7 protein-coding genes are annotated in these 12,833 nt (G+C 71.9%); 2 read left to right on the plus strand and 5 right to left on the minus strand.

All coding sequences use genetic code 11. From position 1 onward, the window contains the following. Nucleotides 1-52: 52 nt before the first annotated feature. The 4 genes from ACFYSC_RS01785 to ACFYSC_RS01800 form a co-directional block, all read right to left on the minus strand. Entirely contained in the window at nucleotides 53-463 is a 411-nt protein-coding gene (locus ACFYSC_RS01785) for an ATP-binding protein (protein WP_389955205.1), read from the minus strand. A 176-nt stretch (nucleotides 464-639) separates the two neighbouring features. Continuing rightward, nucleotides 640-2,700 carry a cytochrome c oxidase assembly protein gene (locus tag ACFYSC_RS01790; RefSeq protein WP_389955208.1) on the minus strand — a complete coding sequence of 687 codons (2,061 nt, stop codon included), beginning with the start codon at nucleotides 2,698-2,700 and terminating at the stop codon, nucleotides 640-642. Beyond that, nucleotides 2,697-3,326: a copper resistance protein CopC gene (locus tag ACFYSC_RS01795; RefSeq protein WP_389955211.1), complete on the minus strand. Its 630-nt coding sequence runs from the start codon at nucleotides 3,324-3,326 to the stop codon at nucleotides 2,697-2,699. Before ACFYSC_RS01795 ends, ACFYSC_RS01790 begins: the two co-directional genes overlap by 4 nt. Nucleotides 3,327-3,575: 249 nt before the next feature. Beyond that, nucleotides 3,576-4,868, minus strand: coding sequence for a helix-turn-helix domain-containing protein (locus ACFYSC_RS01800; RefSeq protein ID WP_389955213.1), 1,293 nt, complete (start codon nucleotides 4,866-4,868; stop codon nucleotides 3,576-3,578). 990 nt (nucleotides 4,869-5,858) lie between these two features. Between ACFYSC_RS01800 and ACFYSC_RS01805 the strand changes: the two genes are divergently transcribed. Then, nucleotides 5,859-8,726, plus strand: coding sequence for a BTAD domain-containing putative transcriptional regulator (locus tag ACFYSC_RS01805; RefSeq protein ID WP_389955215.1), 2,868 nt, complete (start codon nucleotides 5,859-5,861; stop codon nucleotides 8,724-8,726). Here the strand turns inward: ACFYSC_RS01805 and ACFYSC_RS01810 are convergent. Beyond that, nucleotides 8,713-10,338 (minus strand): PucR family transcriptional regulator, encoded by a 1,626-nt coding sequence (locus tag ACFYSC_RS01810; RefSeq protein ID WP_389955217.1) that lies wholly within the window; start codon nucleotides 10,336-10,338, stop codon nucleotides 8,713-8,715. The two genes, ACFYSC_RS01805 and ACFYSC_RS01810, sit on opposite strands and share 14 nt — an antisense overlap. Before the next feature lie 96 nt (nucleotides 10,339-10,434). On the opposite strand from ACFYSC_RS01810, the gene ACFYSC_RS01815 reads away from it, so the two are divergent. After that, nucleotides 10,435-12,807 (plus strand): xanthine dehydrogenase family protein molybdopterin-binding subunit, encoded by a 2,373-nt coding sequence (locus ACFYSC_RS01815; protein ID WP_389955220.1) that lies wholly within the window; start codon nucleotides 10,435-10,437, stop codon nucleotides 12,805-12,807. Nucleotides 12,808-12,833: the final 26 nt, after the last annotated feature.

Below are 12,833 nucleotides of genomic sequence, written 5' to 3' on the forward strand. Positions count from 1 at the left end.
GCGCTCCCGGGTCCCGGGCGGGTCCCCGGGGCTCCGGAGCTCCCCGCCCGGCCTACGGGCGGGGCAGCGTCCCGGTGACGGTGGTGCCCTCCCCCATGACGCCGTTGACGCTCAGCGTGCCGCCGAGGGCCTCGAACCGGTCGCGCATGGCGTCCACGCCGCGCCCGGCGGCCGCCCCGGCGAAACCGGCGCCGTCGTCGCTCACCGTCATCCGCAGACCGCCGCGGCCCAGGGTCACCGCGACGGAGACCACCCGGGCCCGGCTGTGCCGTTCGACGTTGGCCAGGGCCTCCTCCAGCACCGCCAGCACGGCCCCGGCCTCCTCGGCGGACGCCTCCTCGCCGGGCAGCGCCCAGGTCTCGACGGCGATCCCGGTGCGACCGCTCCAGGCGTCCAGGCGCTCCCGGAGCTCATGGGCGAGAGCCGGTCTCCACCCCTCACGCGTGCGCGCTTCCTCGGACACTCCTCGACCTCCCCGGCGCGCGTGGCGCCCGCCGGCCCTCCGGCCGGACACGTCGCTGATCCGTGAGCGGGCGTGGCGCGCGTCGTCGCACGGCCGTCGCTGCGGATGCCCGAACCCCCCGGGCTCAGGCTACCGGAGCCATCCCCGCAAAAGGGAGGAAGTGCCTGTCGTACCGCCTACTCGGGCCCGGCGGGACGGTCCCGCCGGTTGAGCCTGGCGAGGTAGTCGTTGTAGGCGTCGAGCTCGGCGTCGCCGGTGCCGCCGGTGCGGGCCGCCGCCGCGTCGGCCCGGCGGTCGTTGCGGCGGGCCGTACGGTCGTCGTCGCGCCACCACTGGAAGCCCAGCGCGAGCAGCACGAGCAGCGTCGGGATCTCGCCGAAGCCCCAGGTGATGGCGCCGCCCGTCCGCTGGTCCACCAGGGCGGAGGTGCCCCAGGCACGGCCGAGCTGCTCGTACCACTCCGGGGCGAGGACGGTGCCCATGCTCATCAGCGCGATGCCGAAGAAGGCGTGGAAGGGCATCGTGACGAACAGCAGGAGCAGCTTGGCGAAGTGCGGCAGCCGGTGCGGCGCCGGGTCCACCCCGATGATCACCCAGAAGAACAGGGAGCCGCTGAGCAGGAAGTGCAGCGTCATCGCGATGTGGCCGAGGTGCTCCTCCATCGCGGCGGGGAACAGCGGGGTGAAGTAGAGGGCGTAGAACGACACGATGAAGATCGCCGTGGCGATCGCCGGATGGGCCACGAAACGGACGAACCTGCTGTGCAGGATCGTGGTCAGCCACTCGCGGGGGCCGCGGTCGCCGCGCCGGGCGGCCGGCTTGAGCGCGCGCAGCGCCAGCGTGACGGGGGCGCCCAGCACCAGCAGGATCGGCACCAGCATGGACAGCGTCATGTGCTCGGCCATGTGGGCGCTGAACAGGACCTTGGCGTAGCGGGCGACGCCGCTCTGGGTGGAGATCACCAGGATCAGCACGCCGAGGAACCAGGAGGCGGTGCGGCCCCAGGACCACGAGTCGCCGCGCCGCCGGAGCCGTACGACCCCGGCGAGGTAGAGGCCGCCGAGGACCGCCGCCACGGTGGCGAAGAACAGGTCGAACCACCACAGCGTGGCCAGGTTGGCCAGGGAGATCTCCGGCGGCATCGTGAAGCCGAGCGCCTCGAAGGCGCGGTCCACCGGCAGGATCGCGGGGGGCGGCGCGGTACGGCCCAGCGCGACCGCCAGCCCGACCGTCGCGAACATGACGAGGAGTTCGACGGAGGCGAAGCGGGCGAACCCGCCCCGGCCGCCGCCGGCGAGCCCGGGGAGCGTGCGCTTCCTGTGCCACCACCCGAAGACGCCGAGCAGCGCGAACGCCACGGTCTTGGCGACCAGCAGCAGGCCGTAGGCGGAGGTGAAGACCTCCGAGAGCGAGGTGAGCCGCGCGATGACGCTGAACAGGCCCGACAGGCCCACCGCGACGTAGCACCACAGCGCCATGTCCGAGAACCGGGCCGCGGCGACCTCCAGCTGCGGCTGCCGCCGCAGCGCGTGGAAGCACAGCACGGCGAGCCCGCCCACCCACAGGGCGAGGGCCAGCAGGTGGAGCGCCACGCCGCTGGTGGCCATGTCGTGGTTGGGCGAGGAGGCGGAGTGGCCGGTCAGCGCGGGCGGCAGCATCGTCGCCAGGGCGAGGGCCAGCAGCCCCGCGGCGGTACCGGCGGTGATCGCCCCCCGGGCGAACAGCGCGATCGCCACCCCGAACAGCACGACCAGGGTCAGGGCGATGCCCTGGGACACCTGGCTGGCGAAGCTGGTGAGCTCGTCGCCGCCGAGCACGTCGGCGACGGGCAGGCCCAGCACCTCCGACAGGGTGAAGACCATCGTCGCGGCCGCCGCCCCGGCCCACACGAGCGCCGACCACGACGCGGCCCTGACGTAGCCGAGGGCCGATTTTCCGAGCAGTCCCTTGTCGACCGGGAAGAAGAAGGCCGCGGCCAGCAGCGCGCCCACGGTGACCACGCCCGCGGCGTCCATCGCGAGCTTGGCCAGCGGCAGGCCCCACCGGGTCACCGTGCCCTCGTCGGGCAGGCCGGGGATGATGCGGGGGGTCGCCGCGCCGCCGGCGAACATGGCGATCACCAGGGCGACGATGGCCGCTCCGGCGGCGGCGAGGCCCAGCCACACCGCCCGGACGGTCCGTCGCCGCTCGTCCGGCACGTCCGGCACGGCCCGCGCGGACTCCTCCCGGGTGCTCACGGCTGCTTCCGGCCCTTTCCTCGCAGACTGAAGAGCATGCCGATGCCGACGCCGGCCAGGCCGCCGACGACGATCCACAGCCAGCCGGGGATCCCTCCCGAGGAGGCGGGCTCACCGGCCGCCGCCGGGGTCTCCGCCGCGCCCGTGGCGCCGGCGGTCTCCCCCGTCCCCGGGCCGGTCGCGGCGGGGGGCGCCGAGTCGGCCGCGGGTGTGGAGGCCTCCGGGGACGGCGATGCCTGCGCCTCGGCGGAGGGCGGGGCCGATCCCTTCAGCGTGAAGGGGATCTCCCCCTCGATCGGGTGCCCGTCGGAGGAGACGACCCGGTAGGCGATGACGTAGCGGCCCGGCGGGAGATCCGCCTTGACCTTCTGCGTCACCGTCGGGCCTTCTGCCACGGGCTTGCCGTCCTGGTGGGCGGCGTCGTCCGGCCCGCGGACGACCACGGCCGGGAAGCGCACCGAGGCGGTGAATGTCAGCTTCACCTCGTCGAGGCTCTCGACCTCGGCGTTCTTGGCGGGTGAGCTGCTCTTGAGGGCGTCGTGGGCGAGGGCCGGCGAAGCGAACGCCGTACCGAGAACGAGAGCGGCGAGGAGCGCGAGCACCGCCGCGGCTGGGGAAGTCTTCATGACGGTTCCCAGGCTACCGACGCCACCGAGCGGTCCCGAAGCCCCCGCCCCGGTCCCACGGCGCGTCGTACGGCGCCGTGGGGCGCGGGGCGGGGCATCGGCCGGTCCCTGGAGCCCGCGACGGTCACCGGCACCCCGAGCGCCGCCGTGGTCGCGGACGCCGTGATCGCGGCGTCCGCCACCGGTGCGGCGGGCGCGACGGGCGTCGAGGACTCCGTGGGTGCCGTGGGCTTCACGGTCACCGGAGGCCTACAGGTCGACGCAGGCCAGTGCCCGCCGGTAGGCGTCGGCCTCGCGCGCGGGCTCGTCGATCCGCTCCAGGACCTGCGCGGCGGTCAGCCAGAGGTGGGCGGTGGAACGGGTGGACGGCAGATGCGTCAGCGCCTGCTCCGCCCTGTGGAACTCCTGAAGAGCCTTCTCGTGCATGCCGACCTCTGCGAGGGTCTCGCAGAGGAGCATGCGCACCTCGGCCTGCAGCGCCTGCGGCATCCCGTCGAGGATGTCATAAGCGGTACGGATGTGCTCATTCGCCTGCTCCGGGCGCGACAGCAGCAGTTCTGCGCGGACGAGGTTCATCGTGCAACGCAGTTTATTGATCATGCTTGCCGAACTTTCCTGCAGCTCGCCCTGCAGTCTCTCCAAACCATCGCGCCAGACGTCGGCCTGCGCGGGACGTGCCAGCAGCATGACCTGGAGGTAGTCACTGCGGAGCAGCGCGAGAAGACGAGGATCCTCCTGCTCGGACTGGACCGCGAGGGCTCGTTCGGCGTACGCGGCCGCCTCGTCATTGTGACCGGTCTCAGCCGCGACGATGGCTGCGGTCCAGTTCGTCCAGGAGATCGTCAGGGGATTGCCGATGAGCTCTGCCGCGGCGAGCAGTTCCGCGGCGAACTGCCGGGAGCGGAGCATGTCCCCCCGGTCGATGTAGGCCGCCAGAAGCTGGGTCCCCAGCTTCACCAGGTCATTTGTCCAGGCAGGCCGCACCGCGCCGCCCAGGATCTGCTCGACGACCTCCACCGCCCGCCCTAAATCCCCCTGCTCCCGATAGCAACGCGAGAGGGCGACCACGATGGCGACATGACGCTCGGGTGACATCGTTCCCGCATCGTCCCGGCGGAGCGTGTTGAGCAGGGCGATCGCCCCGTCCAGGTCACCGCATGCTTCGGTGGCCAGCGCCAGTCCGTATTCGGCTTCCTGCCTGAGTTGAGGGAGGCCTGCCACGCCCTCGTCCGCGAGAACCTCCGCATAGCGCGTGCGAGCCTCCGTGACCTCGCCGTTCTCCATCGCGATCCGGGCGTAGCCCAGGTTGAGCTCGATCTCCTGCATCTGCTCGGCAGTCACACCGTTGACGAGATAGGTGAGGGAGCAGTCCAGTTTGTGAGCCAAGAGCTCAAGCACCGCGGGCGTTGGGGTACGCTTGCCGCTCTCAATGAGAGAGACATAGCTATCGGACAATTCCGGATGGGCGAGCTGGGCCTGGGAAAGACCACGCTGGCGGCGAACGGTTTTGATGCGTTGCCCGATCAAACCTTGACCAGTCACGTTACTCCTTGAAAAATGTATTTCTAGCAGCAGAACCCACGACAGGAGCCTCCCCCGTGCGCCGACGCCTCATCTTGTCCGCCCTCGCCGCCTTCATGGTCGCAGCGTTCTCCGTCGCAGGCCATGCTACGGCCGCCAGCGCCGATTCGTCTGCCCCCCTGCGAGACAGCACTCAGCAAGCTGCAGCCCAGGACACGCAGTCCGCGTTCGGCTGGAACTACCCAGGCTGAAGCGGGACCGGCCGTCCACGGCCTCCCTCTCGGCAGGCCATGCAGTCCCGAAGCAGCCAGGCGCCCTACGCGCCCCCACGATCCCCCCGTGGGGAAAGCGCAAAGGGCGCCTGTTTCGTTCACAGGCCCACCGGCACCCGGAACAAAGAATTTTCAGAACATGCGCCGACGAGGACGGCACCGCCTTCGCATCGAAATGGGGCGCCGAACGCAGGCGGATAATCTTCACGAACCGAACGCTTCACGGAGAGAATTAAAACTAAAATTATTCGCAAGCGGCACGGCCTCAAAACACCCTGGCCGAAATCCGAATAATCCAACGTATAGAGATCCCGCAGGCAGCGGTTCGACCGGCCATCCGCAGCAGGAGTTGAATTCGGTACCCGGACTCGATCCTTCTCCGCCTCCTCCGCGCCCTTCGGCCTCGGAACACCGCCTGACCTCGCGACCGTCTACTTCCGAGTATGATCGCCGATCACCCGCCGGACGACGCCCAAGAGTTCGCGCACGGGGAGCTTCCCCGGACAATTGCATCCCACTCTCCGGTCGCCCGTGTCCCCGGCGGACGTGTATTCGCCGTTCGCGCCGACAGCGACACCGGCACGAGTGGTCAACCACAAGCTGCGATACACTGAAAATATATTACGAATCACAATAGACCCTCTGGCGCCTTGATCGGTAAGCTGAATGCCATCAAGCTGGATGAATTCGTTGGAGACGCTCGGGAAGCCCTGGGCGCACTGACCATGGGGCTCAACGAATGACATTTTCGATGCTCGGCGGTCTGGAGGTTCGCAACGGCGAAGGGCGGCTCATCCCGATTCCCCGCCTGAAACAGCGCCAGCTCCTGGTCGCGCTCCTCCTCAGGGCCGGCACCCCGGCATCCTTCGAGTATCTGACGGACGCGGTCTGGGGCGACGACCCTCCGGCGTCCGCCGAGCAGAACCTCAAGACGTACGTCCACACGCTGCGGCGGCTCCTCGCCCCCGGCGACCCCCGCTCGGCCCCGATCGAGACCCAGGCGAACACCTACCTCGTCACCCTCGGCGAGGAGGATCTCGATCTGCTGGCCTTCCGCGAGCACATCCGCCGGGGGAGGCTCGCCGTCCAGGACCACCGGGCGGAGACCGCGCACCACCACTACCAGCGGGCCCTCGACCTGTGGCGGGGCGACCCCTTCCCGAACGCCCGGGGGAGCCGGGTCCTGAACGACGCGGCGGCCGGCCTGGGCGAGGAACGTCTCATCGCGCTGGAGGAGCTCTCGGAGATCAGGATCGGGCTGGAGAGATACGCGGAGGCCGTACCGGATCTGCGTGCCGCGGCAGGCGCCAACCCGGCACGGGAGCGGCTCTGGGGGCAGCTCATGCTGGCCCTGCACGGGTCGGGAGACCGCGCCGCCGCGCTCCACGCCTACGAACGGCTGGCGAAGGCCGTCATGGAGAGGACCGGGCTGGACCCCTCCCCCGCGCTCCGGGACCTCCACCGTAAGATCATCACCTCCACCGAGGTCACCCGTCCCGTTTCTCCCGAGCCCGAGCATTCGGCCGGGGCGGCCGGGAACGTTCCGATCCCCCGTCAGTTGCCGCGCGACCCGGGCGGATTCGTCGGCCGCACCGAGGAACTGGTCCGGCTCAGATCGCTGCTCTCCCCCTGGGACGGCGGGCGGCCCCACCACGTCGTCGCGATCACGGGGCCGCCGGGGGCGGGCAAGTCCGCCCTGACCGTCCGGGCCGCACACACGGCTCGTGGCCACTTCCCGGACGGGCAGCTCTACGCCAACCTGCACGGGGCGACCCCCGGCCTGCGGCCGCTGGAACCCCTGGAAGTGCTCGGCAGGTTCCTGCGGGCCCTGGGGATCGCCTCCCAGGCGGTGCCCACCGAGGTCGATGAGGCCGCCGCGCTGTGGCGGAGCCTGCTCGACGGCAGGAACGTCCTCGTCGTGCTGGACGATGTCGTCGATCTCCCCCAGGTCCGCCCCCTGCTCTCGGTGCCGGAGGGCAACGCGATCCTGGTGAACAGCCGCCGGACCTTCGCCCTGGTCGACGACTGCGTCCACGTGCCGATCGGCCGGCTACGGCAGGTGGAGGCCACCGCCATGCTGGCCAAACTGGCGGGTGCCGAACGGACCGGGCGGAACCTGGAGGCCACGGCACGCCTGGTCGAGCTGTGCGGGGGCCTGCCGCTGGCCGTGGCCGTCGCCGGAGCCCGACTGGCGAACCGGCCCCGGTGGGAGGTCGCCGACCTGGTGGAACGGCTCCAGGACGAGCGGAGACGGCTGCGGGAGCTGGAGGCGGGCGACATCGCCGTGCGGTCGAGCCTGGGGGTCAGCTACGACCTGCTCACCGGAAGTGCCGACGATCTCGACCACGAGGCCGCCCGCGCGCTGCGCGCGCTGGGGGTGCTGCGGGTGCCCGACGTGACACCGCACGTCGTCGGCGCCCTCCTGGACGTCCCCGCCGATGAGGCCGAACGCGCCCTGGAACGGCTGGCCGACGGCCACCTCGTGGAGGTCGATGGGGCCGGGAGATATCGGCTGCACGACCTGGTGCGCCTGTTCGCGGGTGAGCAGGCGCTTAAAAACGAAAACCAGGACGCCCGAACTGACGCTCTGAAACGCGCACTGGAGTTCTACGTCGCGACTGCGCAGCTGGCAGTCCAGCTCGGCTACCGTGTCACCCGAATAGTGGTTGAGGATCTTGATGCCGCTCCTCTGCAGCTCGCCTCCGAAGAAGAGGCCCATGGGTGGTTCGAGAGCGAGCAGGCCAACCTCTTGTCGGCGGCCTCGCAGGCGATGACCTCCGCCGAGGAGCGGACCGCCTACCTTGGGGCCGCCCTCGCCTTTCCAATCTGCTGGCATCTCCACTACTGCGGCTCTCCTTCCTATCTTCTCTCGATCAGCCGGCAGAGCCTCGAGACCGGACGACGACTGAACGACCCCGCCATGGAAGCGGAGGCACACAACTTCGTGGGCCTCGCCCTCACCATGAGCAACCGCTCCGAAGAGGCCATGCCTCATATCGAGGAACAGCTGGCCCTCTGCCGCGAACAAGGTGATCTGTACGGCGAGCAGAAAGCCCTGGGCAGCCTCGCCAGGATCCTCTGCAACCTGGGCCGCTACGAGGAGACGATCCGCTGCGCCGAGGAACAGCGGAAGGTCGCTGAGGCGATCGGCTTCGCGTCGGGGCAGCATTTCGCGATGAACCTGCTCGGCTCCGCGTATCGCCGCCTGCGCCGTTTCGACGAGGCGCTGACGGTGTTGAACGAAGCCTTGAGCCGGATACGCAGGCATGGTGACGCCTACCACGAGGCGGGCATCCTCGAGATCCTTGGCGAGGTTCACCTCGATCTCGGGGATCCTCTGTCGGCCAAAACCTGTTACGAGGCCGCGCTGGCGTGCGCGCGCGCCGCGAACATCGATGTCGCCGAGCCGTATCTGCTGCTGGGGTTGGCCCGCGCGGCCCGGGTTCTCGGTGATACCGAGCAGGCGGCGGCCTATCTGGCACGCTCCGTCGCGACCGCACAGGCCACTGGCAATGAGGAGCTGGACGAGCAGTTGGCCGAGGAGGAGGCCGCGTTGCGGGAGGCGCGTGGGGAGGCGGAGCCCCCTCGCCGGATCATGACGCCCTGAGCGCCAGGAACAGGTCCACCCGGTCGGCCATCGCCGACAGGTCCCGCCCGGTCAGCTCCTCCACCCGGTGGATGCGGTAGCGGACCGTGTTGACGTGGACGTGCAGGCGCTCGGCGCAGGCGTTCCAGGATCCCGCGCAGTCGAGGAACACCTCAAGCGTGCGCAGCAGCTCCGACCGGTGGCGCCGGTCGTAGTCCATGATCGGTGCCAGCGTCCTCTCGGTGAACGACCGCCGCACGTCGCCGGGGACGGTCGCCAGCAGCAGCGCGTGCGTGTAGATCTCGTCGCTGGTGACGACTCCCCCACCGCGCGCCTCGGCCAGCCGCCGGGCGTGCCCGGCCTCCTCCAGGCCGCCCCGCAGCGCGGGCGAGCCGGTCAGCGCGGCGCTGACCCCGATCGACACCCGGAGGCCGGGCAGCCCTGCCGCCAGCACCTCCGCCCCGGCCCGCAGCGCCCCGGCCGGCTCACCCGCCGTGGAGTACGGCGGGCCGCCGGCCAGCGGCACCAGCGCCAGGGCTCCGTCCGGCGTCACCGCGGCGGCCGTGGTCCGGGGGCGCAGCAGCTCCTCCAGGATCCGGCCGCCGAGCGCGGCCGGGTCGGTCTCCCGGGCCGATCCGGGCCCGGTCACGGTCGCGCTCACCACGCAGTACGGCTCGGCCGGGCCGATCCCGCAGGTCCGCAGGCCCGCCCCCAGCTCGGCCCGGTCGCCCGCCCCGGAGGCGGCCAGCGCGACGAGCTGCCCGGCGAGCCGGCGTTCGACCCGCCGGCCCTCCTCCATCCGGCCGCGTTCCAGGGCGACACAGGCGGCCAGCTCGAAGCCCACGTCGGTCTCGGCGATCAGGTCGCCGCCGCAGGCCAGCGTCCAGCCGGCGGCCCGGTGCTCGCGGCCCACGCCGAAGAGGGTGAAGGTCCCGGCCGGGGTGCGGACCACGTGGGGCAGCCGGGGCGCGGCGAGGAACTCGCGGGCGAGCCGGACGGCGACGGCCTCGCCGTCCCGGTCACGTCCCTCCCCGGCCTCGTCCGGGGACTTCGCCGCCTGGGAACGAGGGGTGAGGCCTCCGGTCCGGGGGCCAAGGACGGTGCCCGCGTCCGGGAGCGTCCCGGCGATGACCGTCCCGGTGGCCGAGACGACCGCGCCGGTCATCCGCAGCTCGGCGTCCATCAGCGCGAACAGCTCCTCGAGGCCCGCGCCCTCGGCGACGGCGGCGACGATCCGGCGGTGGCGGCCGAGGGCGTCGCGCAGCTCGGCGTGCCGGGGGGTGATCATCTCGGCGACGCTCCGGAAGGAGACCTCGACCGGCACCTCCATCAGCGGCAGGCCGTACTCCTCGCAGGCCCGGACCAGGTCGCCGGGGACGGTGCCGAGCCAGGCGCGGCCGGCGCCGAGGGCGGCCACCCCGGCCTCGACCAGGCGGCGCACGAACCGTTCGGAGTCGTCGGGGCCGGTGCGCCACATGAGCCCGGAGAGCACCAGCTCGCCGGGCGACAGGTAGCGTCCCGGGTCGGGCAGGTCGGTGATCTGCACGCCGGTGAAGCTCCGGTCCAGGTGTTCCTCGCCCGTGAGGAGGGTGAGCCGGAGCTCCTCGATGGCGAGCAGGTCACGTATCCGCATGATTGGATGAAACTACAAGAACCACCGGCGGGCTCATCCGAGGTTTCGTCGTGTCCTTGCCTGTCCGGGCCGGGCTCCGGCTGTTGTACTGCAGAGATGAGCGGCACCGAGACCCGGCCGGACCGGGGCCAGAGCCGGGAGCGCGGGCACGGTCCGGGCGTCGGGAACGATCTGGGCGTCGGGCGCAGCGCGCCGCGCCCCGACGGGACGCTGAAGGTGACGGGCGAGTTCGCCTACTCCTCCGATCTCTACCTCGCGGACATGGTCTGGGGGGCGACGCTGCGCAGCCCGCACCCCTCGGCCCGGATCCGCTCCGTCGACGTCGGTCCGGCGCTGGCCATGCCCGGCGTGCTGGCGGCGCTGACCTGCGAGGATGTCCCGGGTGAGCGGTTCTACGGCCTGGACCGCCGCGACCAGCCGGTCCTGGCGACGGATCGGGTCCGCTACCAGGGGGAGCCGGTCGCGATCGTCGCCGCGGACCATCCGGAGCGGGCGCGGCGGGCGGCCGAGGCGATCGTCGTGGACTACGAGGTCACCGAGGCGGTCGTCGACCCGCGGCGGGCCGCCTTCGACCCGTCCTGCCCGGCGGTGCACGACGGCGGCAACGTGGTGCGCCACCAGCCGGTCCGGGTCGGCGGCGACTTCACCGCCCCCGTGGTGGTCACCGGGGAGTACGAGGTCGGCATGCAGGACCAGGCGTTCCTGGGGCCGGAGTCGGGGCTGGCCGTACCGGCCGAGGACGGCGGCGTGGACCTGTTCGTCGCCACCCAGTGGCTGCACGCGGACCGCGACCAGATCGCGCCCTGCCTGGGCCTGCCACCGGAGCTGGTACGGCTGACGCTGGCCGGGGTGGGCGGCGCGTTCGGCGCCCGCGAGGACCTGTCCATGCAGGTCCACGCGTGCATGCTGGCGCTGCGCACCGGACGGCCGGTGAAGATGGTCTACGGCCGCGAGGAGTCGTTCTTCGGCCACGTCCACCGCCACCCGGCCCGGATGCGCTACGAGCACGGCGCGGACCGCGACGGCAGGCTGCGGTACGTCCGGGCGGAGATCCTGCTCGACGGCGGCGCCTACTGCTCCTCCACCCCCGCCGTCGTCGGCAACGCGGCGTCCCTCGGGGTGGGGCCGTACGAGGCGCCGAACGTGTGGATCGACGCCTACGGCGTCTACACCAACAACCCGCCCTGCGGGGCGATGCGCGGGTTCGGCGCGGTGCAGGCGTGTTTCGCCTACGAGTCGCAGATGGACCGGCTGGCCGAGGCGTGCGGGCTGTCCCCGGTCGAGATCCGGGTGCGCAACGCGGTGTCGCAGGGGTCACGGCTGGTCACGGGGCAGGTGATCGACTCCCCCGCGCCGCTGGCGGACATGCTGCGGGAGCTCGCCGCCATGCCGCTGCCCCCTGGGCCGTCCCGGCCGGCGGCGGCCGTGGCCGGCGTCCCCGGCCCGGCGGACCCCCCGGAGCCGGGTACGGCGGGCCCGCCGTACCCGATGGATCTGCTGGACCTGCCCGGCGGCGTCGCGCAGACCACCCACGGCGAGGGGGTGCGGCGCGGCGTCGGGTACGGCGTGGGCATCAAGAACATCTGCTTCTCGGAGGGCTTCGACGACCACTCCACCGCCCGGGTCCGGGTGGAGCTGCTCGGCGGCGAGCCGCACGTCCTGGTGCACACCGCCGCCGCCGAGGTGGGCCAGGGCCTGGTGACGGTCCAGGAGCAGATCGCCCGCACCGAGCTGGGCGTCGGCCTGGTGACGGTCGCGCAGGCGGACACGACGGTCGGGTCGGCGGGGTCCTCCTCGGCGTCGCGCCAGTCCTATGTCACCGGGGGCGCGGTGCGGGCGGCCTGCCGGGCCGTACGGGAGCGGCTGGCGGCCCTGCGGGCGGACGGGGAGACCCTGGCGGAGACGCTGGAGCGGGCCGGGCCCGTCGAGGAGACCGGGATCTACCGGCACCGGCCGACCTTCCCGATGGACCCGGTCACCGGTCAGGGCGACTCCCACGTCCAGCTCGCGTTGTGCGTGCACCGCGCCGTGGTGGACGTCGACGTCGAGCTGGGCCTGGTCAAGGTGGTGGAGCTGGCGGCGGTGCAGGACGTGGGGCGGGTGCTGAACCCGCTCGCCCTGGAGGGGCAGATCCACGGCGGCTCGGCGCAGGGGCTGGGGCTGGCCCTGATGGAGGAGGTCCAGGTCTCCGGCGGGCGGGTGCTCAACCCGTCCTTCACCGACTACCTCATCCCCACGATCCTCGACATGCCGCCCATGCGGTTGTCGGTCCTGGCCAACCCCGACCCGCATGCCCCGTACGGCCTGCGGGGCGCGGGCGAGCCCCCGACGCTGTCGTCCACCCCGGCGGTGGCGGCGGCCGTGCGGGCGGCCACCGGGCTGCGGCTGCCCCGCGTGCCGATCCGCCCCCACGACATCGCGCTGGACGGAAGCCGGTACGGTAACTGGGCGGGGGACCGGTCGTTCTGACATAGCACTCAAATAGCGATAACCCG

The sequence above is a fragment of the Streptosporangium sp. NPDC004379 genome (assembly GCF_042873875.1).
Taxonomy (GTDB): Bacteria; Actinomycetota; Actinomycetes; order Streptosporangiales; family Streptosporangiaceae; genus Streptosporangium.